This window comes from Sphingomonas kyeonggiensis, assembly GCF_014196745.1.
GTDB lineage: Bacteria > Pseudomonadota > Alphaproteobacteria > Sphingomonadales > Sphingomonadaceae > Sphingomonas > Sphingomonas kyeonggiensis.
In genome coordinates, this window is the sequence record NZ_JACIEH010000002.1 from 1 (window position 1) to 22055 (window position 22055).

15 protein-coding genes, 1 tRNA gene and 1 pseudogene are annotated in these 22055 nt (G+C 65.9%); 9 read left to right on the top strand and 8 right to left on the bottom strand.

Translation table 11 applies throughout. The features are described from left to right. Nucleotides 1–8: 8 nt before the first annotated feature. The 5 genes from GGR46_RS09060 (at nucleotide 9) to GGR46_RS09080 (ending at nucleotide 4008) form a co-directional block, all read left to right on the top strand. Nucleotides 9–85 (top strand) — tRNA-Met (locus tag GGR46_RS09060). Between the two features lie 200 nt (nucleotides 86–285). Next, nucleotides 286–1101 carry a glutaminyl-peptide cyclotransferase gene (locus tag GGR46_RS09065; protein WP_183996923.1) on the top strand — a complete coding sequence of 272 codons (816 nt, stop codon included), beginning with the start codon at nucleotides 286–288 and terminating at the stop codon, nucleotides 1099–1101. A 185-nt stretch (nucleotides 1102–1286) separates the two neighbouring features. Further along, nucleotides 1287–2288, top strand: coding sequence for a sensor histidine kinase (locus tag GGR46_RS09070; protein ID WP_183996925.1), 1002 nt, complete (start codon nucleotides 1287–1289; stop codon nucleotides 2286–2288). After that, on the top strand, nucleotides 2288–3040 hold the full coding sequence (locus GGR46_RS09075) for a LytR/AlgR family response regulator transcription factor (RefSeq protein WP_183998739.1): 753 nt from the start codon (nucleotides 2288–2290) through the stop codon (nucleotides 3038–3040). The genes GGR46_RS09070 and GGR46_RS09075 overlap by 1 nt, the downstream gene beginning before the upstream one ends. A gap of 104 nt (nucleotides 3041–3144) precedes the next feature. Further along, complete coding sequence (locus tag GGR46_RS09080) at nucleotides 3145–4008, top strand: Cif family virulence factor (protein ID WP_183996927.1); 864 nt, start codon at nucleotides 3145–3147, stop codon at nucleotides 4006–4008. Here GGR46_RS09080 and GGR46_RS09085 read toward each other — a convergent pair. After that, nucleotides 3966–4460 (bottom strand): rhodanese-like domain-containing protein, encoded by a 495-nt coding sequence (locus GGR46_RS09085; protein ID WP_183996929.1) that lies wholly within the window; start codon nucleotides 4458–4460, stop codon nucleotides 3966–3968. The genes GGR46_RS09080 and GGR46_RS09085 overlap by 43 nt on opposite strands. Nucleotides 4461–4708: 248 nt before the next feature. On the opposite strand from GGR46_RS09085, the gene GGR46_RS09090 reads away from it, so the two are divergent. The 3 genes from GGR46_RS09090 to GGR46_RS09100 are packed head-to-tail and all read left to right on the top strand — an operon-like array spanning nucleotide 4709 to nucleotide 7480. Continuing rightward, a complete protein-coding gene (locus GGR46_RS09090; protein ID WP_183996931.1) occupies nucleotides 4709–6130 on the top strand; it encodes an amino acid permease in 1422 nt (473 codons plus the stop codon). A 3-nt stretch (nucleotides 6131–6133) separates the two neighbouring features. After that, the gene (locus GGR46_RS09095; protein WP_183996933.1) at nucleotides 6134–7003 is read left to right on the top strand and encodes an S-methyl-5'-thioadenosine phosphorylase; all 870 of its coding nucleotides are present in this window, start codon (nucleotides 6134–6136) and stop codon (nucleotides 7001–7003) included. A gap of 9 nt (nucleotides 7004–7012) precedes the next feature. Then, complete coding sequence (locus tag GGR46_RS09100; protein ID WP_183996935.1) at nucleotides 7013–7480, top strand: FKBP-type peptidyl-prolyl cis-trans isomerase; 468 nt, start codon at nucleotides 7013–7015, stop codon at nucleotides 7478–7480. 99 nt (nucleotides 7481–7579) lie between these two features. Here GGR46_RS09100 and GGR46_RS09105 read toward each other — a convergent pair whose 3' ends face one another. The 7 genes and pseudogenes from GGR46_RS09105 to GGR46_RS09135 all read right to left on the bottom strand — a co-directional run bounded on the left by GGR46_RS09105 (nucleotide 7580) and on the right by GGR46_RS09135 (nucleotide 20749). Continuing rightward, nucleotides 7580–10606, bottom strand: coding sequence for a TonB-dependent receptor plug domain-containing protein (locus GGR46_RS09105; protein ID WP_183996937.1), 3027 nt, complete (start codon nucleotides 10604–10606; stop codon nucleotides 7580–7582). Nucleotides 10607–10934: 328 nt separating this feature from the next. Further along, the gene (gene acnA / locus GGR46_RS09110; RefSeq protein WP_183996939.1) at nucleotides 10935–13604 is read right to left on the bottom strand and encodes an aconitate hydratase AcnA; all 2670 of its coding nucleotides are present in this window, start codon (nucleotides 13602–13604) and stop codon (nucleotides 10935–10937) included. A gap of 266 nt (nucleotides 13605–13870) precedes the next feature. Next, entirely contained in the window at nucleotides 13871–14050 is a 180-nt protein-coding gene (locus GGR46_RS09115) for a hypothetical protein (protein WP_183996941.1), read from the bottom strand. A 51-nt stretch (nucleotides 14051–14101) separates the two neighbouring features. Then, complete coding sequence (locus tag GGR46_RS09120) at nucleotides 14102–15775, bottom strand: glycosyl hydrolase family 28-related protein (protein WP_183996944.1); 1674 nt, start codon at nucleotides 15773–15775, stop codon at nucleotides 14102–14104. Between the two features lie 357 nt (nucleotides 15776–16132). Continuing rightward, nucleotides 16133–18892, bottom strand: coding sequence for a DUF5695 domain-containing protein (locus GGR46_RS09125; RefSeq protein ID WP_183996946.1), 2760 nt, complete (start codon nucleotides 18890–18892; stop codon nucleotides 16133–16135). A gap of 75 nt (nucleotides 18893–18967) precedes the next feature. Beyond that, nucleotides 18968–19462 (bottom strand): annotated as a pseudogene (locus tag GGR46_RS09130) (GNAT family N-acetyltransferase); the annotation flags it as partial. 408 nt (nucleotides 19463–19870) lie between these two features. Next, complete coding sequence (locus tag GGR46_RS09135; RefSeq protein ID WP_183996948.1) at nucleotides 19871–20749, bottom strand: helix-turn-helix domain-containing protein; 879 nt, start codon at nucleotides 20747–20749, stop codon at nucleotides 19871–19873. A gap of 233 nt (nucleotides 20750–20982) precedes the next feature. Between GGR46_RS09135 and GGR46_RS09140 the strand changes: the two genes are divergently transcribed. Continuing rightward, on the top strand, nucleotides 20983–22041 hold the full coding sequence (locus GGR46_RS09140) for a hypothetical protein (protein ID WP_183996950.1): 1059 nt from the start codon (nucleotides 20983–20985) through the stop codon (nucleotides 22039–22041). The last annotated feature ends 14 nt before the right edge of the window (nucleotides 22042–22055 follow it).

Sequence of the window (22055 nt, forward strand, 5' to 3'; positions counted from 1 at the left end):
GCCTTTGGCGCGGGATGGAGCAGCCCGGTAGCTCGTCAGGCTCATAACCTGAAGGTCGTAGGTTCAAATCCTACTCCCGCAACCAGGCCCCGCAGCCAACAAGACAAGCCAGTCCACCAGGACTGGCTTTTTTCGTTTCTGCTGAACACCACAGACACCGCCCCGCAAGTCTAGCGACTTGGCGGGGCTTTGTTGTGGCCGGCGGAGATGGGCCCATCCTGCCGAAAACCCGATCCGCGCCTTCGCCGTTGACACCAGCGCTCGCGCACGGCTTTCTCCGCGGCGATGAAGCGCATCCTCCTCGCAATTGCCGCCCTCGCCGTGCTCGCCGCGGGCGTCTGGTTCTTCTTCCTGCGCACGACCGGGGTCCCGGTCTATGCCGCGGCGGTCACCGCCACGCATCCGCACGACCCGACGGCGTTCACCGAGGGCCTCTTCTTCAAGGACGGCGCGCTCTACGAGAGCACGGGCCAGGAAGGTACGTCGTTCATCCGCAAGGTCGATCCGGCAACCGGCAAGGTGCTCCAGCAGGTCGATCTGCCCGCGCCCTATTTCGGCGAAGGTATCGTGGCGTTCGGGGACAAGCTCTACCAGCTGACCTGGAAGGACCAGACCGGCTTCACCTACGGCCTCAAGGACATGACGCTTGGCGATACCTTCGCCTATCAAGGCGAAGGCTGGGGCATGACCCAGAACGGCAAGAATATCATCATGTCGAACGGCAGCGATGAGCTTCGCTTCCTCGATCCCAAGACGATGCAGACCGTCTCGACGCTAAAGGTCACGGCCAACAATTGCCCGGTCGAGAAGCTCAACGAGCTTGAATGGATCGACGGGGAGATCTGGGCGAACATCTGGCAGAGCAACCTGATCGCGCGGATCGATCCCGCCACCGGCAAGGTGAAGAGCTTCCTCGACGTGAGCGCGCTCGGCCCGAAGAACCGTGACATCGACGATGTACCCAATGGCATCGCCTATGACGCCACCGGCAAGCGCGCGTTCGTGGTCGGCAAGCGCTGGCCGCAGCTCTACGAAGTGAAGCAGGGTGCGGCGGTGAACGACAATGCCGACGCGGCGCGCCTGACGACCTGCTCGGGCTGATCCCGTAACATTCTGCGTTCAAACCCGACCGGGCGGCGACCAAATCGGACGCCGTGCCCTTCGCATCATGGTATGAGAAGGGAATGGGTCTGAAAGACATAATGGGTCTGCACCACAAGCGCCAAGTCCGCGCGGCCACGCTCCTGGCGTTGGCCCTTTGGTCTGTCGGACTCGTGCTCTGGACGATGCCGGGCTTGGCAGCGGGCAGCCCCTTCACGATGTCGCTGGCCGTGCTGCTCGCCGAGACGTTCGTGGTCGGCCTGGCCTTCTCCGCGCTCCTCGCCGCGGCACTGATGCGGGTGGAGCGCTGGGATGCGCGCGTGCCGCTATTGGCCGTCGCCGCGCTGACCCTGGCGCTCGCGCTCGTGCATGGCTGGTTCGACGCGATCTTCGTGAACCAGGCACGCGCGGCGATGGGACTGGCGGGAACGCCGCTATGGCGGCAGTTCGTATTCGGGCTGATGCCGTTCGTCCTGGTCTACGGGCTTTTTGCCTCCGGGCTCGGCCTGGTGTTCAGCAGCATGGTGGCACAGGAGCGCGAACGCCAGCTCGCCGCGGCGCAGAATGCGGCGCAGCAGGCCCAGCTCGCGGCGCTGCGTTTCCAGCTCAACCCGCATTTCCTGTTCAACACGCTCAACGCAATCTCGTCGCTGGTCATCACACGCCGGAATGACGAGGCGGAGGGGATGATCGGCAAGCTCTCTGACTTCCTGCGTGCCAGCCTGGAAGCCGATCCGCAGCGGGAAGTGACGCTGGACGAAGAATTCTCGACGCTCCAGTCCTATCTGGACATCGAGGCGGTGCGCTTCCGCGACCGGCTCGACACGGAGTTCATCTGCCCGGCGGAGCTGCTCGACGTGTTGGTGCCGAGCTTCATCCTGCAGCCACTGATCGAGAATGCCGTCAAATATGCCGTCGCGCCATCGCGCAAGGCGGTGCGGATCATCGTGCGAGCCACGGCCGACGCGCCGAGCGTGCTGCGCCTGTGCGTCGAAGATGATGGTGGCCAGGCCTTTGGCGGCGGTCCCAAGGGCGGCACCGGCCTGGGCCTCGCCAATGTCCGGCGGCGTCTCGAGGCTTTCTACGGGAACGAGGGCGGGTTGGTCGCTACCGCGCGGGACCGCGGCTTCGTCGCATCGATGACGCTGCCGCTTCGCCGCGCGCACAGGGCGGAGGCCGCGGAGTGATGCGAGTATTGCTGGTCGATGACGAGCCACTGGCGCTCGACAGACTGAAAGCAGGGTTCGAGCGGCTCACGGATGTCGTTGTCGCGGGGACTGCTTGCGATGGAATAGAGGCCGCCGAACAGATCCGTACGCTCGAGCCGGACCTGGTTGTTCTCGACATCCAGATGCCGGGTCGCAGCGGCATGGACATCGCGCGTGCGCTGCGCCCGGGCGAAAACCGGCCCGAGATCATCTTCGTCACGGCGTTCGACCGGTTCGCCACCGATGCCTTCGACGTGGAAGCGGCGGACTATCTGCTGAAGCCGGTGGCGTTCGACCGGCTCAAGCTCGGCGTGGAGCGCGCCCGGCGCCGGCGCGCGCTGCGCGACATGGAGGCACGGACCACGCCCCCAGCCACCACCCCCGCACCGGTGGAATCGCCCCATGACCAGGGCATCTGGGTGCCGGGCCGGCAGGGCGCGGTGCTGGTGCCCGTCTCGACGATCGACTGGATCGAGGCGGCACGGGACTATGTGCTGCTCAACACCCCGCTCAAGAGCCATATCCTGCGCGCGCGGATGAACGATATCGAGAAGCGCCTCGACCCAGGCGTGATGCTGCGCGTCCATCGCTCCCACATCGTGCGGATCGGCGCGGTGGTCGGCGTCGAGCGGCCCGGCAAGGGCGCGTTGCGGGTGGTGCTCTCCGACGGCGCAGTGCTGCAGGTGGGCCCCAATTACCAGGATGCCGTGGAGGCGGCCCTCAAGCTCTAGGCTCGTCGCAAGGGCGTCCGGACCGATCGCATCGCGCAGGGCAAGGCGGGTGGACGCGCATATCAGCGTCGGAATGGGCGAGGGGGACTCGCCATGGAGCTGATATGTCCAACCTCAGGAATTTTGCGCTTGTCGCCGCTGCGTTGCTGGCCATGGCCAATGGGCCCGCGGCCGAGGATGATTTCGACACGCTGATCGCCGCCGAACGGCACTTCGCGGCGGACGCCGCGGCGCTGGGGATCACGCCCGCCTTTCGCGCGCACGTCGCGCCCGAGGGGGTGTTGATCGCGCAAGAGCCGCGCTCTGCACCCGTCGCGCTTGCCACACAGACCGACCCGCCCGGGGCGAAGCTGGAGTGGCAGCCCGAAGCGGCAGGCATCGCGCGTTCAGGAGACCTCGGCTTCACTACGGGCCCCTATGTCCTGCGCCTCGGCGAACAGGTTTCCCATGGCCAGTTCTTCACGATCTGGCGGCGGGGCGCCGACGGCAAATGGCGCTGGCTGATCGATTCGGGAAGTGGTCCCTTCAAGCTCGGCGAAGTTGGGATGCCTGCACAGGTCAAGCGGATCGGAACGCCCGACGCCTCGGCGCAGGGCGAGGATCTCGCCGCCATCGAACGGCGGCTCGATGCTGACGTGACGGCGGTACGGGAGTTTCTCGCCGGGGATGGCCGCGTGCTGCGCCCGAGCGGCCCCCCGGCGATCGGGGAGGCAGGCATCGCACTTGCCGCGCGCGGGCCCCGGGGAACCGGCACGCGGCTCGGCGGCGGCCAGTCCTTCGCGGGCGACCTCGCCTATAGCTATGGCCGGATCGATGCTGCCGGCGGCACCCTGATCGGCCATTATGTACGCATCTGGCAGCGCGGGGCGACGGGCTGGCGCCTGCTGGTCGATCAGTTCGCGCCGCTGCCGCCCAGGCCCGTCGCTCAGGCTGGCGAGGTGACCCAGCCGACGCCGGGATCGTCATAGTCGACGACCTCCCCGAGCTCCCAGACATTCGCATAGCCATAGCCGACCAGGTTGATGAAGGTCTGGATGTTGAGCGCGAGCGGCGCCGATTTGAGCGGCACCGGCGGGCGGTGGTTCGAGAAGTTGTTGTTGCAGTAGATCAGTACCTGGCGATCGCGGTTCGGCCCGATCACTGCCGCCAGCGATTCCGCGGTGAAGTCGGTAAGGGGAAGGTTCACGGCCCCTGCGATGTGCCCGCGCGCGAAGGCGTCCTTCGAGCGGGCGTCGAGCAGCAACGCGTCCTTGCGGGCCGCCATCGCCTGGAAGCGGGCGAACGGCAGGAGCCGCTTGGCGCGGAGCCCGCGCACGTCGCGGGTGAGTGCCGAGAAGCCGGCATAGTCGATCTGCGGATTGGCCGGCGGATCCTGTGGCATGGCCAGGGTCAGGGCGAAAGCGGTGAGCAGCAGCGGCATGGCGGGCTCCATCGAATACCAGCGTAACGATTGCCCGGCGCTGCTGCACGGGAGCTGAATGCCCGTTCTTCCCTCTCCTCCGAAGGGGGGGAGAGCCCTCCTCCCAGGACGTTCGCGGATTGCTTCCCTCTCTCTTCCCCTCTCCCCGGCCCCTCTCCCCTGAAGGGAGGAAGGCGTAGTGGTGTGAAACAAAGTTGCGCGCTCGCCGCAGGTCGTTACATCTTCGCGGAAAGAGAGAGGATCGTGAGATGGCCAGCCTGTTCCGCTTGAAGCAGATCGTCGCGGAGGAAGATCGCCCGCCCGAGCACCGGCTCGCGCGTACGTTGTCCTGGCCGCATCTCGTCGCGCTCGGCGTCGGCGCGATCGTCGGGACCGGTATCCTCACCCTGATCGGTGTCGGCGCGGATCGGGCCGGGCCGGCGGTGATCCTGTCCTTCATCGTCGCGGGCGCGATCTGCGCCTGCGCCGCGCTGGCCTATGCCGAGATGGCGACGATGATCCCCGCCTCGGGCAGCGCCTATACCTATAGCTATGCCTCGCTCGGCGAGATCGTCGCCTGGGTGGTGGGCTGGAGCCTGCTCGCCGAATATACCCTGGTGGTCGCCACCGTGGCGGTGGGCTGGTCGGGCTATACCCATGGTTTCCTCGAGGGGATCGGCGTGCATCTGCCCGCGGCCCTGTCGCACGGGCCCAGAATGGTGGGCTGGCAGGTGGTCGAATGGGGCGTGAACGTGCCGGCGCTGTTCATCGTCGCCGTCGTCGCCGGCCTGCTCTGTGTCGGCACGCGCGAGAGCGCCACGATCAACGCCGTGCTGGTGGTGGTGAAGCTCGTCGCGCTCGCCGTGTTCGTCGCGGTCGCCTTGCCCTATTTCAATGCCGCCAATCTCGAACCGTTCAGCCCGTTCGGCTTCACCAAGCATCTGGGCCCGGACGGGGTGGAGCGCGGGGTGATGGCCGCCGCCGCGATCATCTTCTTCGCATTCTACGGCTTCGATGCGATCTCCACAGCCGCCGAGGAAGCCAAGAATCCGGGGCGCGACCTGGCCATCGGCATCGTCGGATCGATGGTGGTCTGCGTCGCGATCTACATGGTCGTCGCCGTCGCCGCGGTGGGTGCGCTCACCTATACCCGTTTCACCAACAGCCCCGAGCCGCTGGCGCTGATCCTGCGCGAAGTCGGCCAGCCCGGGGTGGCGACCTTTCTGGCGGCCAGCGCGGTGATCGCGCTGCCCACCGTGATCCTCGGCTTCCTCTATGGCCAGAGCCGCATCTTCTTCGTGATGGCGCGCGACCGGATGCTGCCCGAGAGCCTGGCCAAGGTCTCGTCGCGCGGCACGCCGGTGCGGATCACGGTCTTCACCGCCTGTATCGTCAGCTTCTTCGCCGCCTTCTTCCCGATCGACGAGATCGCCGCGCTGGCCAATGCCGGCACGCTGACCGCCTTTGCCGCGGTGGGCCTGTGCCTGCTCGTCATGCGCCGGCGCGCGCCCGATGCGGTCCGCCCGTTCCGCACGCCGGCGGCCTGGGTCGTCGGGCTCGGGGCGATCCTGGGCTGTCTCTATCTTTTCATCAGCCTGCCGCATCAGACGCAGGTCGCATTCGGCGTCTGGAACCTCTTGGGTTTGGTCTTCTATTTCGCCTATGCACGCCGCAACGCAGCAAAGGGGTGAGCAATGGGTGGCTGGACGATCGGGATCATCGGCGGGTCGGGTCTCTACGATGTCGAGGGCATCGAGGATGGCGAGTGGATCTCGACCGAAAGCCCCTGGGGCAAGCCTTCTGACGATTGCTTCGTCGGCTGGGTCGGCCATGTCCGCGTGGTGTTCCTGCCGCGCCATGGCCGCGGCCACCGCATCTCGCCTTCGGACCTGAACGTCCGCGCCAATATCGACGTGCTGAAGCGCCTGGGCGTGACCGACGTGCTGGCGGTATCGTCGGTGGGGTCGCTGGCCGAGGAGCGCGCGCCGGGCACCTTCACCATCGCCGACCAGTTCATCGACCGGACCAAGGGCCGCCCGTCGAGCTTCTTCGGTGCAGGCATGGTCGCGCACGTCTCGATGGCCGATCCGGTCTGCCCGCGCCTCTCGGCGCTGGCGGCCGACGCAGCCAAGGCGGCGGGCGCGACGACGCATGTCGGCGGCACCTATCTGGCGATGGAAGGCCCGCAATTCTCGACCCGCGCCGAGAGCAACCTCTATCGCAGCTGGGGCTGCGACATCATCGGCATGACCGGCATGCCCGAGGCAAAGCTCGCCCGTGAGGCGGAGCTGCCCTACGCGCTGGTCGGCATGGTCACCGACTATGATTGCTGGCGCGAGGGTGAGGAGGCGGTCGACGTCGCCACGGTGATCGCCCAGCTCGGCACCAATGCCGACAAGGCGCGCAAGCTGGTGATGCACCTGCTGCGCAACCTGCCCGAGGAGCGCCCCGCCTCGCCGATCGACACCTGCCTCGATTATGCACTGATCACCGCGCCGAACGCCCGCGACCCGCATCTGCTGCGCAAGCTCGATGCCGTCGCCGGCCGCGCTCTCTCCAACTGAGGACCGAACATGTCGTTTTTCGCCGCTCTCGCCCTGCTCGCCGCCCAGGATGCACCCGCACCCGATCGCTCGCAGGACATGGCCTGGCAGAGCCAGCAGATGCTGGCGCTCGCCAAGCTCAACGGCGCCCAGGGCTGGAACAGCACCCCGGAAGGGCTGCGCTGGCGCCGGGTGAAGGGCAATGGTTCGGGCAAGCACCCGACCGTGGCCGATACGGTGACGCTGCACTATGCCGGCACCTTCATCGACGGCGAGAAGTTCGACAGCTCCTATGATCGCGGCGAGCCGGCGACCTTCCCGCTCGGCATGCTGATCAAGGGCTGGCAGGTCGCGGTGCCGCTGATGGGCGTGGGCGACACGTTCGAAGTCGCGATCCCGGCGAACCTTGGCTACGGCTTCAAGGGCAAGGGCCCGATCCCGGGCGGCGCGACGTTGCTGTTCAAGATCGAGCTGCTCGACATTCCCGCCGCCGGCTGAGCCGAAGGCACTTTTCCCGGGCGGCGCCGTCGCCCGGACAAGGCACAAAAAAGGGGCGGTACCCGAAGGTACCGCCCCAATTTTTTGTTCTGCAGGCGGTTAGAACTTGAAGTTCGCGCCGGCGCGGAACGAGCGGCCGACCAGGCCCGCAGCGTGCCACGAGGTCAGCGTGTTCACCTGGCTCGGATAGGCCGTGTTCGCGAACAGCGGCGCATGCGCGCCGGTGACGTTGCCGACGAAGCCGAAGAAGCTGAACTGGTCGTTGACCTTCACCGTCAGGTTCACGTCCGTGTAGACGAAGCTGTGGATGTGGCAGAAGTCGGCCGAGCCGGTGCTCGGCTTGTAGATCGCCGCGGTGGCGCACGACGTGTCGCCATTGACCGAGGTCGCCTGGTCCGCCGCAACTGCCTTCATCGAGCCGGTGAAATAGGTCGTCGTGCTGAGCGCGAACTGGTTGAGCGTGAAGGTGTTCTGCCAGTTGCCGCGCCAGCGCGGGGTGCCACCGCCCGACGACAGATCCTCCGGACCCACCGTGCCGGCATAACGCTGCACGGCGCGACCGCCACCCGGGTGAAGATCGTACTTCAGCGTCTCCTGCACGTCGACGCGGCTCTCCCAGCGGAAGTCTTCGCTGAACTTGATCCGCGCGTCGGCCGTGAACTCGAGCCCGGCGATGACCATATAGGCCGTGTTCACATAGGGCGCGTTGACCACGAGCAGGCGCGGCAGGGCGTTGGGGGCGAAGGGATCGGCCCCGTCGACCACGTTGCACGAATAGCCCGTACCGACTGCAGCGACCTTGGCGCAGCCCGCTGCGGCGGCCGCCGCGGCGTTTGCGAAGGTCTGGCCCGCAACCGAGTAATAGGCGTTGATCGCGTCCGACGTCTGCGGGCCGGTGACGATCAGGTTCGACTTCTTCACGTTGAAATAGTCGGCCGTGAAGCTCAGCCACGGGGTCGGCTCGAAGATCGTGCCCAGCGTGAAGCTGCGCGACGTTTCCGGCTTGATCGCGGCGTTACCGACATAACCACGGCCGAGGCTGTACGGCGCGGTGTACGACGCGTTGGCCGCGTGCGCGGTCAGGAACGCGCCGGTCGGCGTGTAGCCGACGAAGCCGGAGTAGGAGCTGCGCGGATCCGATTCGGCGAAGGTCGGTGCGCGGAAGCCCTCCGAATAGGTGCCGCGGATCGCGAGCTGCTTGATCGGCTGGAACTTCGCCGTCGCCTTGGGCGAGAAGCGGCCGATGCCGGTCGAGTAGTGATCGTAGCGGCCGGACAGATCGACGTTGAGCGAATCCAGCAGCGGAACGTCGACTTCGAAGAAGCCTGCCCACACCGACCGGTCGCCATAGGCCTGCGCGGTCGAGAGACCCGGGATGTCCAGGTTCGGGTTGGCGCTGTTGTTGGTCAGCTTCTCCTTGCGATACTGGCCGCCGACGGCGAGCTTCACATCGCCACCCGGAAGGGTGAAGAGGCTGCGGCTGACCGACGCGTCCACCGTCAGCTCGCTCGAATTCGAGAGCGCGGTGATCGGCGGCAGCACCGAATCGCGGACCGCCTGCGAGTTGAGGCTCGGATTGACGAAATTGTACGAGCCGGTGTTGATCGCCTTGACCAGGCCGTTGAGATTGGCCCAGCCATATTGGGTCAGGTTGAGGTCGGCGCGGGAATAGCCGGCCTCGACGTTCCAGTCCCAGGTGTCGGCGATGGTGCCGTGCAGGCCGCCGGTGACGCGGTACACCTTGTTGATGCGATTGCTGCCCGAACGGACGTCGCCGAACAGATAGTAGAGGCGCGCGGCGCCATTGGCCGGGTCGTTGGCATAGGCCTGCGCATAGGGGTTGTTCGGGTTGAGCTTGCGGTCGGCCGCGGTCGAGCAGTTGACGCCCGATGCGCAGATATAGACCGGCAGCACGATGCCCGGATTGGTCGTCGACGTCGCCGGCGAACCGCCGAACGCCTGGGTCTGGCGGATCGCGCGCGGCGGCGAGATGATGTCGACGCGGCTACGGGCGAAGCTGCCTGCGACATAGCCTTCGACATTGTCGCCGAGGCGGAAGCTCAGCCGTCCGACGACGTCGTAGCGCTCCTGTAGCGGCGTGATCTGCGCATATTCGCGGGTGTTGTCGTGCTTGCAGGCGGTGCCGACGCGCGAGGAGGTGTTCTCCGAATAGGTGCCATAGGCGCAATTCGTGAGCGGCGTCAGCGTGGTGAAGAGTGCCGGCGAGGTGGCGTTGGTCACCGAGCCCGCGAGCGGGTTGTTGAGGTCGGTCTGGGTCGTGCGGGTGACCATCGCGTCGGTCGTCGCGGTGCCCAGCGTGTCGTCGGCGCGGTTGTTGTCGTTGCCGCCGATCGAACGGAGATCGAGCGTGTTGAAGGGGAAACCACGCGAGGCTGCCGAGATGCGGCCGCCATATTCATAGTCGCCGCCGATATAGATGTTGAAGCCCTGCGTGTCGTAGTCGCCATAGCCGAACAGCAGCTTCGCGCGGTACTTGGAGCCGTCGCCCTTCTCGGTCGCGCCGCCTTCGATGCCCGCCTCGAGGCCGGTCATCGTCTTGCGGGTGATGATGTTGACCACGCCGCCGATCGCGTCCGCGCCGTACAGCGACGATGCGCCGTCCTTGAGGACCTGGACCTGCTGGACGTTGACCAGCGGGATGCTGTTCAGGTCGACATAGGAATTGTGGCCGTCGTCGCTCAGCGGGAAGTTGGTCGAGCGGAGACCGTCGACCAGCACCAGGGTGGACGACACGCCGAGGTTGCGCAGCGAGACGGCGGCGCCGCCGGCCGAGAAGCCGCTGGTGAAGCCGTTACCGATCGAGCCGGCGCCGTCGGCCGAGGCCGAACGGATCGCGTCGGTCACGTTGGTGATGCCGGCGCGCTGCAGGTTCTCGGCCGTGATCACCGTCACCGGCAGGGCGGTGTGGGTGTCCGACTGACGGAAGATGGTGCCGGTGACGACGATGTCGCCGTCGCTCGAGGGCGCTGCCGGCTCCGGAGCGGCGGTGGTGGTGGAAGCCGGCGTATCCTGCGCGAAGGCGGGCGCGGCAAACAGCGAGCCCGCGAGCACGAAGGCGGACAGGGCCGCTCCAGTGCGCAGGCGTGCGATCTGAGTCTTCTTCATTATCTTCCTCACTCTCCATGGATCTGCCCGAGGCAGTCGGTGGAATTTCCCCGTATCTTCGTCACCCCCATCCCCTGGGGCTGATGGCGAAGCTGCGGCGAGGATGTGAGAGTGTCTGATGTGTGTAAAGCGCCTCCGATTGTTGCTCTTCTGTTTCTTGATCGTGTGTTTCTGAAAAGCAACACAGGCAGAGCCAGCGCGCGCATCGTTACGGGATCGGCACGAATTCCGCGTTCAGGCTCCCGGCTGCTCCTCGCAAGTTCCCGATCCGGGCACAAAAAAAAGGGAGGGCGTCGCCGCCCTCCCTCGATGTTCCCGGTGATGCCGATCAGGCGGCGAGCTTGCGCAGCACGTACTGGAGGATGCCGCCGTTGAGGAAATATTCCAGCTCGTTGACGGTATCGATCCGGCAACGGGTGAGGAAGGTCTCCTTGGTGCCGTCCTCGCGGGTGAGCTCGACCTCGACGTCCTGGCGCGGGCGGAGACCCGCGACGTTCTTGATCGTGAAGGTGTCGCTGCCCTTGAGCTTCAGCGTCTCGCGAGTCAGACCTTCCGCGAACTGCAGCGGCAGGATGCCCATGCCGACCAGGTTCGAGCGGTGGATGCGCTCGAAGCTCTCGGTGATGACGGCGCGGACGCCGAGCAGGTTGGTGCCCTTGGCCGCCCAGTCACGCGAAGAACCGGTGCCGTATTCCTTGCCCGCGATGATCACGAGCGAAGTACCGTCGGCCTTGTGGCGCACGGCAGCGTCGTAGATCGGCATGACCTGGCCGCCATAGCGGGTCATGCCGCCTTCGACGCCGGGGACCATCTCGTTCTTGATGCGGATATTGGCGAAGGTGCCGCGCACCATGACCTCGTCATTGCCACGGCGCGCGCCGTAGCTGTTGAAGTCCTTCTTCGAGACCTGGTGCTCCTGCAGGAAGGTGCCTGCGGGGCTGTCGGCCTTGATCGAGCCGGCGGGGCTGATGTGGTCGGTGGTGATCGAGTCGCCGAGGATGGCGAGCGGCTTGGCTTCGATGATGTCGGTGACGGGCGCCGGGGTCATCGTAAGGCCCTCGAAATAGGGCGGATTGTGGATGTAGGTCGAGCTGGTCGGCCACGCATAGGTGTCCGAGCCCACGACGTCGATCTTCTGCCAGTGCGTGTCGCCGGCATACACGTTCGCGTAGCGCGAGCGGAACATCTTGTCGTCGATGTTTGCACTGATCAGCCCGGCGACTTCCTCGTTGGTCGGCCAGATGTCCTTGAGGAACACCGGACCATCGGTGCCTTCGCCGATCGGCGTCTCGTACATGTCCTCGGTCACCGTGCCCTTGAGCGCATAGGCGACGACCAGCGGCGGCGAGGCGAGGAAGTTGGCGCGGACGTCCGGCGAGACGCGGCCTTCGAAGTTGCGGTTGCCCGACAGGACCGAGGCGGCGACGATGTCGTTGCCGTTGATCGCCGCCGAGATCGGCTCGGCGAGCGGGCCCGAGTTGCCGATGCAGGTCGTGCAGCCATAGCCGACCAGGTTGAACCCGATCGCGTCAAGATCCGCGGACAGACCGGTCTTGTTCAGATAGTCGGTCACCACCTGCGAGCCCGGCGCGAGCGAGGTCTTCACCCACGGCTTGCGGGTCAGGCCCTTCTCGCGTGCCTTGCGGGCGACGAGGCCGGCCGCGATCAGCACCGAAGGGTTCGAGGTGTTGGTGCACGAGGTGATCGCCGCGATCACCACGTCGCCGTCACCGATGTCGTGGTCGCGACCTTCGACGTCCACACGGACCGCATGGTCCTTCTTGTAGACCTTGGTCAGGTCGCCGTTGAACACTTCGTCGACGCTGTCGAGGCTGACGCGGTCCTGCGGACGCTTCGGACCGGCGAGCGACGGGCGCACCGACGACATGTCGAGCTCGAGCGTGTCGGTGAAGATCGGCTCGGGGCCATCGACCGAGTGCCAGAAGCCCTGCGCCTTGGCATAGGCCTCGACCAGCGCGACGGTCTCGTCCGGACGGCCGGTGAGGCGCATGTAATCGAGCGTCTTGTCGTCGATCGGGAAGAAGCCGCAGGTCGCGCCGTACTCGGGCGCCATGTTGGCGATCGTCGCGCGGTCCGCCAGCGTCATCGCGTGCAGGCCCGGGCCGTAGAACTCGACGAAGCGGCCGACGACACCCTTTGCACGGAGCATCTGGGTGACGGTCAGCACCAGGTCGGTGGCGGTGATGCCCTCGCCGAGCTTGCCGGTCAGCTTGAAGCCGACGACTTCCGGGATGAGCATCGACACCGGCTGGCCGAGCATCGCGGCCTCTGCCTCGATGCCGCCGACGCCCCAGCCGAGCACGCCGAGGCCGTTGACCATCGTGGTGTGGCTGTCGGTGCCGACCAGCGTATCCGGATAGGCGATCGTAGCGCCGTCGGCGGTCTTGGACGACCAGATCGACTGCGAGATATATTCGAGGTTCACCTGGTGGCAGATGCCGGTGCCCGGGGGAACCACCGAGAAATTGTCGAGCGCCTTCGAGCCCCACTTGAGGAACTCATAGCGCTCCGCATTGCGCTCATATTCCAGCGCGACGTTATCCTCGAACGCCTTGGGCGTGCCGAACTCGTCGACCATCACCGAGTGATCGATGACGAGGTGGACGGGAACCTGCGGATTGATCTTCTGCGCGTCGCCGCCGAGCTTGGTGATCGCATCGCGCATCGCGGCGAGATCGACCACGCAAGGCACGCCGGTGAAGTCCTGCATCAGCACGCGGGCCGGGCGATACTGGATCTCGCGGTTCGAACGCGCGTCCTTCTGCCAGTCGACGATCGCCTGGGCGTCGTCACGGGTGACGGTGACGCCGTCCTCGAAGCGCAGCATGTTCTCGAGCAGCACCTTCATCGAGAAGGGCAGGCGGCTGATGTCGCCGAGCTTCTTCGCGGCCTTGGGCAGCGAGAAATAGTCATAGCTGGCGGTGCCGACGGTGAGCGTGTCGCGGGTGCCGAGGGTATCGTTGCCGATCGCGGTCATGAGGCGCGGGGTCCTTTCTTTATGTCCGACCGGGCGCTCGGGGGACGTGGCTCCTTTATAGGGCCGCGCGGGCGCACCGGGGTGCTGCGAATGCGAAGATTCGCGGGTGCCGCTAGCACGCGGGAGGGGCGGGGGGAAGGGGAGGGAGCAGGCGGACTTCAAATGGCGGGATTTGGGCCGATTGCGGAACGTCCGCGCTTGGCACGACGTCGCGAATGCCGCCGTTTGTCAGATAGTCCCCAGCCCCATACTATTCGCGCCTAATGTCAAAGGCGTGCAACAACTACCAGGTTCCGCAATGGCATCAGAGAGAATTTCTCGAGGAGTGTCAGGCGAAGTTGAGCAACCTCGGCCTTCGACCGGCGCGGCGCGCCTGCGAACGAGGTCTTCAGGGCCAATGACATCGAGGGCTGGACGAGATTCAACATGGTGAGTTCGATATCCATGAGGACGTCGAACTCACCACATTCACCTAAGACGATTTGGATGTATTCTATTTAAATTACATCGCACTTGCAGAATATTTCCGCATTCACCCCCAAGGGGCTGGCTCCCGACCAAACTGGTGTAAAATTTTTGTCAGTCGTGAAAGCGACGGCAATGGGGCTTGTCGCGCCCACGGAGAACGGAGTCAGATGAACCATGATTGGCTCGCCCACCAAGCCATGGGATTGAGGAACTCCACTCTCCATATTCAGCGAGACGACATTCCTGGTCTTGTAGTTTATATTGCCACTCACCCGGATGCCGTTGAAATCCCCCTGTTTGCCGGTCACGGTAGGCTTGATCAGCTTTCCGGGTCCAAAGTTGTTGCCGGTCCATATTCCATCCGACCCGCCTGCGTGCTCAATTTCATACAAGCCCGGCGTGCCATCGAAATTATTGTCATGATAGTGACTGTCGGTTTGACCCGATACGATCGGCAATCCGCATTGATAGAAGTAGCAGTCCCTCACCTTGAGCCCCTGTCCGGCACTGAGGATCCCTGTCGACCAATTATAAATCTCGCAGCTATGAAGCGACGTGCCTCGAGCGCTGCTGCTGACTGCGACCGTCCCAGGTGCCGCCATCGCTACGGCACTGGCGGACGCGGTAACCGCTCCACTCCATGATACCGAGGTGCTGTTCTTGGTCAGAGTCGCAGTGCGTACCGATCCGTCTGAGAAGTAAATTCCATAGCTGCCGGTCGTCGCGTGCCAGCCGGTATTCAGGACTGCCGACGTGGCCTGCGAAAGCGGGCCGGAAAAGGTGATACCGGTGGCAGTCGATGGGCCAATCAACTTGACCCCTGTCAGGTCGATCTGGAAATTGCCTGGATCGTTGGCGATTTCCACTCCGCAAGGGGCAAGCGCGGTGTTGGCAATGATCGTCTTCCCGACAAACCGGGAGGAGCCACAGCCATTTCCGAACTCTGCTCCGGCAACGCTGAACCCTTCGAAGTGACAGTCGATAATGTGTGTCTCGGGCGAATTGTCACCATAGAAACCATGGGTGCATCCGTCAGAAATACATTGCGTCAGTCGAGACCATTTTGCTCTATTTTGAAATGCCTTTCCACCGCAATTATTTACGTAACAATTGCGCAATTGAGTGTGCCCAGTTACATCCCCATTGGTTACTCCATTCGTGAAACCATTTCCTCCAACCGACCAGACCTGACAGTCCTCGAACTTCATCAGTCCGACAAGGTCGATACGGAAGCCGTCACCAGTAGGATAAAGATTCAGGTCGCTACTTATTGCGATTCCGAAGATGGCACCACTCTCGGAATATCCGCCGGATCCGATAACTTCCACACCATGGTCTGAGTGGGCTTTGAAGATGATGGTGCCACAAACGCGGGCATTGCCGGGATTGTATGTGCCAACCGGGAACGGAACACCTTCGCCACGCCACGTAGTTTTTCGATCCTTGGAAATCTTTGCCGTTGTCTTGTAGGTTTTTGCGGCGAATCGAACCTCTGCACCATTTACGGCGGCAAAGTCATCGGCGGCCTGAATGGCCGAAGTATCGTCAGTAACTCCGTCGCCTACTGCACCGAACTGTTCCGGTCGGATAAAATAGACAAGTTCCTTTAGAATGGTGGATGAAACTTCATTGCCAGGGTGATTGAAACCTACCAGCGACGAACCGTCGTTGGTGGCGAGTTCTTCCTTTGTAACGTCGACCATTCAAATTCTCCATCATGCCAAGCGAATCACGCTGGAACATAAGGAGAACATTGCAAATCCTACATTGCAACTCGATCGAGGGCGCGGCCGCTATCTCCCCTCCAACCACCGTCTCCGTGCCAATGGAAGAATGCTGGCAACTGGGTCATCAGCGGCCACTCGGTGAAGGCTGAGCGAAGGTCTACCTTCTGGCGCTGGCGAGAGCGGATGGAACGACCGGAACTGGGGCGCAATGCGGACGAGCACTAGCGGCCGTTCCCACACCTATCGTTCGTCATTTGTTCTCCGCTCCACAGCAGCGGAGCGAGTCGGATGGCGGGGGAGTTCGGGCGGCAGCGTTGCCGTGCCGCGGTGCTGTCAGCCGATCCGGCGGATCACCACGTCGCCGGTGCCTGCCAGTTCCACTTCGGCGGGTTTCCCGGCCTGCAGGCGGAGATGCGTTTCGGCGGCGCCGGCGTGCAGCGCATAGTCGCCCGCCGCTTCGGCCCGGAGGCGCAGGCGGAGTTTCGGGGCGTGCGGGATGAAGCGCTCGGGGGTGAAGCGGATCCCGTCGCCCGTCTCCTCCAGGCGTATTGGGGTGGCGCTCGCGAAGCGGGCGTTGCGCAGCTCGAGGTCGAGGCTCGCATCCGCGAGCCGCACGCTCAGCCGGCGGCGGACGCCGTCGCGGGGGATAACCGCGATCTCGCTGCCCTGCTGCGTCCAGGTGCCGCCATGGCAGATGCGGCCGAGGATCGGGTCGTCGGCCAGGGTCGTGCGGGCGGCGCGCAGCGCGCCGCAGAAGCCGAGATCGGCTTCGCAGGCATAATACCAGGCGCCGCGGTGGTGCGGCTGGTCGAGCCAGGTCTCGCCGCGAGGCGCGGGCTCGAAGCCGCCGGCCGCGGCGCCGTCATTCGCCTCGCCCGGGAACCAATAGCCGTAATCGCTCGCCGGGGTGCCGGTGTTGAGGATCGCCCAGGCGCTCAGCTGCGAGGCATAGCCGAGGCGGAGCAGGGCGTTGAGCTCGGCCGGGTCGGGGCGCTGGTCCGGGGCGTGATCGCCGTGCAGCGCATGGTCGAGCACCGCCCAGCCGCCCATCTGCGCCATATAGGTGAGCGTGTAGGAATCGGCGCCCTGGGCGCGATAGTCGCTGCCGAGGGTGTAATAGGCCGGCTCGAGCCAGCCGCGGCAGAACAGGTTGGCGGCGATCTGTTTTTCGGCGAACGCGCGGGCCTGGTCGCGCGTGACGCCCATCGCGGCGGGATCGTCGAGCGCCGAGCGGGCGAGCGCCTGGGTCGATTCGAAGCCGGTCGAGTCGAAGGGATATTCCGAGCCGAACAGGTCCGGGCTCTCCTGGACGAAATGGCGGACCTTGCGGGCCCAGTGCGACTGGAGCTCGGCGGCCTCGCGCGTCCAGCCCCGGGCGGCGAGCGCCTCGATCAGCGCGGGGATCTCGCACTCATTGTAGAAGCCGGTGCCATAGGCCGACCAGCCGGTGACGCGCATCGGGATGGTGAACATGCCGAGCGCGGTGCCATGGGCGCGGCGGAGATAGGTGTCTGCGTCGAGCTTGGTGGCGATGTGCGGGTGGTCGCGGGCGACGCGGTACATGCCGAAGTACAATGCGATGAGGTGCGGATAGTCATAGGGGCGCCAGATATGGTCGCGGCCCTTGGGGCCGGGATCGGCGCTCTCGCGATTGGTCTTCCAGTCGGGAATGCCGTAGATGCCGTAGGTGTTCTTCTCGCGGTCCGAGCGCTGGAGGCCGCCCCAGACGAACCTGTCGACATAGCGGTCGAGCGCCGCGACTTCGGCCACGACCGGATGCTCGGCATTCTTGAGCGCGAGGAAGGCGGGCTTGCTGAGGCCCGGATCGTCGCAGGTCACTTCATAGATGCGCCAGCCCTTGATCCGGTCGTAATTGTCCGGGCCGAGCAGGGTGCCGGTGTCCGACGCCCATTCGCCGAACAGCCCGTCATACCATTTGGCGGGGTCGCGGTGCTGGTGCCGCGCGATGAAGGCGCCGCGCTTGGCGATGAGGGTTTCCTGGGGCTCGGTGGCGAAGAACTCCAGATGGGTGACGCGGCCGCCCGGCTGGTGGAGGGTGAGGCGGTTCTCGCCGAGCTTGCGGAAGGCGAGGCGGTAAAGCTGGCGGCCGGCGCGATCGGGCAGGGGCTCGATCCGGGTGTGCTCGGGGAATTCGGCCTCGATCCGGGTGACGGGGCTGGACGAGCGCAGCGCGAGTATCGCCTCCAGGTCGGTGGGGAGGGTCATGCCGGGCGCGATCTCGACATCGACGCCGCCGGTCTCGGCGATGGCCGCGCGAGCGGCGGCATAGTCGGCGACCCAGCGGAAGCGGAAGCCATGGGCGCGACGCTCGCCGGGGCGGAGCGTCAGCGCGCTGACCGGCTGGCGCCAGTTGGTGCCGGTGGCGCGGGTCTCGGCGGCGGAGGCGGCGGCGTGGACGAAGGCGCAATAGCTGTCGGGGGCCTTCTCGCCCTCGAGCCGGCGGCGCTCCCAATATTCGAGATGCGTGTCGGCATCGGGGAGCAGCATCAGATAGGGCCCGGCACTGTTCGAGCGCATCCAGAAGAGGTGCGAGCCATGGCCGGAGACGAAGCTGTGCTTGAGCACCGACTCGGTCGATGGGCGGCCGCCGACGAAGCGGGTGTGCATCGGGAGCGGGAGGATCAGGTCGCCGATCTCTAGCGGCTCGGCGCCGTGGTTCTCCAACTCGATGCTCCACAGCATCTCCTGGCCGACGAGGCGGAGGCGGCTGGTCAGCGCAAGCAGGCCGTCCGCGACGCGGGTCTCGAGCGTGTCGGCGGTGTAGGCGGGGGTGCCGGTGCGGCTGTCGAGCGGTTGCCAGGTGCCGCCGGCGGTGCGGTGGCGGGCGATGACCTGGCCGAGCAGCGAACCGGCGCTGACATAGTCGGTATCGAACCTGTCGCCGCGATAACGCAGGCTGGTCACGCCGGTGCTGTCGCAGCCGATGACGAAGGGCGTGCCGGCAGCGGCGAGCGCACGGGTGACCGTGCGGGGGCGGGGCTCGGGTTCGGCGCGCGGGACGGCGGCTGCACGGAGAGAGCTGGCGAGGCTGGCCGCCGCGCTGGTCAGGAGGAGGGTGCGCCGGCTCGGCATGATCGCTCTCGCATAGAATGTTATACGATATACGTCATTCCATGGCTCGCATTTGTCAAGGCGGCGTTGCACCCGTCAGCGGGCGTCCCATTCCTCGCGCGCCAGCCGGTATACCGCCGTATCGCGGACATGGCCGGTCCAGGTGGTGAGGTCGGCTCGGCGAGTCTCGACCAGCCGGGCGCCGAGTTTCTCGACGGCGCGGCAGGAGCGGGCGTTGCGGGTATCGACACGGAACTGGACCGCGGCAAAGCCCTTGGCGAAGGCATTGGCGATCATCAGTCGCTTCATTTCCGCATTGAACGGGCCGCCGCGCACATCGGGGGCGATATAGGTCGCCCCGATCTCGATCGCGTCGTCGGCACCCGGCACCGGGATGTAGCTGGTCATGCCGACCAGCCTCTCGCTGCCGGCCTCCGGCCCGTCGAGCACCGCGAACATCGTCCAGCCCGGCATCGCGCGCAGCAGGCGCAGCGAGGCGTCGAACTGCGTGCCGGCCATGCCGACCGGATAGATCTCCCAGATATCCGGATCCGCGGCGCAGGCCGCGCGCAGCGGCTCGACATGCGCGTCTTCGAATGGGCGCCAGCATGACGCGCGCGCCGGCCATGGGTGTCCCCAGGGTCATCCTCTCCCCCTTGCTTCCGGGCCGGTCGTTCTGCCGGCGCCCTGGGTGCAGGTTCGGCGCGGATTGCAGCGCAAGTACGGCGCCTTCACGGTCGGCTTTGCGTGGGAGGGCATATTCCAATGCGTCGGTAAGGGCGCGGGCCGAAGCCCGCGCCCACCGATGGTGACCGACGGGTGGGAAACCCGACAGCCCGCTTGGCCACCGAATTGGGTCGATGGCCTTGCTTCCAGGGGCGACGTCATGCCGCCCGAGTCCCTTGATTTGGCGCGGCTATTGGCGCCGGCGGCGATGTCCTCAAGCGGGTCGTTGCCCATTTTGGCGGAAGTCGGGACGAGTCCCGCTGCGGGATGCGATCAGTCGAAGGGAACCGGCTCCGGACGGCCGGCGAGATAGGCACGGGCGGGGTCGTGGAGCGGAAAACCATTCACTCCCAGGCGCGCGATCAGCAGCCGGACCGTGCCGAAGCTTCGGGTGCTGGTCTCGATCGCTTCGGGGCGGTTGAGCCAGGCTTCGGAGGCGAGCAGCTTCTTGCCGACCCGCTCGACCCGGCCATCCTCGAGCAGGCGGACGAGACGGCGGCGGACGGTGGCCTCGGGCAGGCCGAGCGCGCGGGCGACGTTGCTGGTGCGCACCGGCTGGCGCAGGTGCATCGGCGGCACCTTGCGGCCATCGGCATAGTGCCAGGCGAGCTCGCGATCGGCGTTGAGCAGGCGCGAATTGGCGGCGTAGATCGTCGAGAAGAGGACGAGCTCGAGCCAGTCGGCATGGACGCGGCGATTGGTGTCGAGCACCGCGAGCATCAGGTCGATCGCGGCCTGGACGCCAGCGGCGTGGTGATAGGGGCGGACGGTGCCGACCTCGGGCATCGGCACGCCGGCGCGGGCCATGTCCGCCACGAAGCGGACCGCGGCGTCGTGGACCAGGGTGAGGAACTCGGTCAGGTCTGGCGACTGGATCTCGGCATGGTTGGCATGGACGCCGTCGGCGCCGCGCGCGCACCAGCCGGCATCGACCAGGGCATGGACGTGGCGGCGGACGGTCTCGTACGGGCGCGACAGCGACATGGCGAGCGAATGGGCGGAGACGGTGGGCGCGAGCCCCTCGCGCGTGTCGAACGGATAGGTGTCGCGCGCGATCACCGCGAAGATCGTCACCCGATCGAGATCGCCGTCGAACATGCGGATCGCGCGGGCAAGCACCGTCGTCTGCAGCTCGGCAAGCAAGCGGGTCATTAGCCGGATCGGCGGGGGATCGAGAGGCAGGCGGATCGACATGCTCTGCGACGACCTTCGCCGCTGCGGGCGCGGACAGCTAGTCCGGGGAAACCCTGATTCGCCATTTTGAGTACCAGAAAATGTCTGATTCCCTAGGGAAAAGCGTCTTCCCTGCCTCGATTGCTAACCATGTTTTCCCGCGCTTGCGGTGACGGGCGGGGCGGTGGAGTATCCCGGGCGAGGAGACGGGAATGGGGTTGAGGCACATTGTCGCGGGCGTGGTGATGGCGCTGGGGGTGGCGGTGGTACCGGCCAACGCACAGGGTTTGGTGCCTGCCGCGCCCCCCGTAGCGCCGGTGCCGCCCGAGCGGCCGGCGTGCCGCGAAGTGGCGGACCTGCCCTTCCTGACGATCGACCCCGACAGCGCCGCGCGGCTGGGAGCGATCGGGCTGAGCCGGGCGGCGATCTTCGCCCAGATGCACGAGACGTCGATCCCCGAGACGATGGGCTGCTGGGCGATGCCGGTGGGCAATTTCGACAGCCAGCTGGTCTCGGTCGGCATGTCGCAGTGGAATTTCGGGACGGGCAGCCTGCAACCGCTGTTGAAGGCGTGGAAGAAGGCGCGGCGCGGCCGGTTCGGGCGCGAGCGGCGGGCGCTGATGCCGGCCTATGGCAAGACGATCTTCTCGCGCGACTGCCTGGCGGTGCCGGTGAAGGACAAATGCCGCGAGAAGATCCTCGCGGCGCACGGCGCGGACGGGAAGCTCAACCCGGTGATCCGGGGCGAGTTCAACGCGCTGTTCGAGAGCGATGCGATGCTGCAGGTGCAGCTGGACACCTATCTGGTGCTGCTCGAGGCGGTGCGGCAGGACCTGCTGCGCGTGTTCCCCGAAGGACCGATCACGCTGCGGAAAGTGCGCTGGGCGGTCGACACCAAGGTGCAGCAGGGCGGCTTCCCGCTCGACGAGGACCTGGCGCGGCTGCGGCGCAAGCTCGCCGCCATGTCCGAGGGCGAGCGGTGGGAGCGGCTCGGGGCGATCTTCGCCTGGTACGGCGCGCTGTCGCGCTCGATCGACCAGGACGGGGTGCAGCGCGACTGGGCGTGGAACATGGATCGCTGGCGATGCCTGCTCGACACGCGGCGGATCGATCCGGAGCAGTACGAGATGCTCCATTTGACCTTCCTCAGGAGCCGCACCGCGATCGGCAATTCGGGGCGCTGGCAGGCGCTGACCTTCGAACGGCGGGCCAAGATCATCCTTGGGGTGGGCAGCGTCTCCGGCAAGACGGACGGAGAATGTTTGCGCTGACCCCTTGGAACCGG

Coding starts and splice junctions, on each gene's coding strand:
- GGR46_RS09065 (WP_183996923.1), top strand. CDS start 286: ATGAAGCGCATCCTCCTCGCAATTGCCGCCCTCGCCGTGCTCGCCGCG.
- GGR46_RS09070 (WP_183996925.1), top strand. CDS start 1,287: ATGCCGGGCTTGGCAGCGGGCAGCCCCTTCACGATGTCGCTGGCCGTG.
- GGR46_RS09075 (WP_183998739.1), top strand. CDS start 2,288: ATGCGAGTATTGCTGGTCGATGACGAGCCACTGGCGCTCGACAGACTG.
- GGR46_RS09080 (WP_183996927.1), top strand. CDS start 3,145: ATGTCCAACCTCAGGAATTTTGCGCTTGTCGCCGCTGCGTTGCTGGCC.
- GGR46_RS09085 (WP_183996929.1), bottom strand. CDS start 4,460: ATGCCGCTGCTGCTCACCGCTTTCGCCCTGACCCTGGCCATGCCACAG.
- GGR46_RS09090 (WP_183996931.1), top strand. CDS start 4,709: ATGGCCAGCCTGTTCCGCTTGAAGCAGATCGTCGCGGAGGAAGATCGC.
- GGR46_RS09095 (WP_183996933.1), top strand. CDS start 6,134: ATGGGTGGCTGGACGATCGGGATCATCGGCGGGTCGGGTCTCTACGAT.
- GGR46_RS09100 (WP_183996935.1), top strand. CDS start 7,013: ATGTCGTTTTTCGCCGCTCTCGCCCTGCTCGCCGCCCAGGATGCACCC.
- GGR46_RS09105 (WP_183996937.1), bottom strand. CDS start 10,606: ATGAAGAAGACTCAGATCGCACGCCTGCGCACTGGAGCGGCCCTGTCC.
- acnA (WP_183996939.1), bottom strand. CDS start 13,604: ATGACCGCGATCGGCAACGATACCCTCGGCACCCGCGACACGCTCACC.
- GGR46_RS09115 (WP_183996941.1), bottom strand. CDS start 14,050: ATGGATATCGAACTCACCATGTTGAATCTCGTCCAGCCCTCGATGTCA.
- GGR46_RS09120 (WP_183996944.1), bottom strand. CDS start 15,775: ATGGTCGACGTTACAAAGGAAGAACTCGCCACCAACGACGGTTCGTCG.
- GGR46_RS09125 (WP_183996946.1), bottom strand. CDS start 18,892: ATGCCGAGCCGGCGCACCCTCCTCCTGACCAGCGCGGCGGCCAGCCTC.
- GGR46_RS09135 (WP_183996948.1), bottom strand. CDS start 20,749: ATGACCCGCTTGCTTGCCGAGCTGCAGACGACGGTGCTTGCCCGCGCG.
- GGR46_RS09140 (WP_183996950.1), top strand. CDS start 20,983: ATGGGGTTGAGGCACATTGTCGCGGGCGTGGTGATGGCGCTGGGGGTG.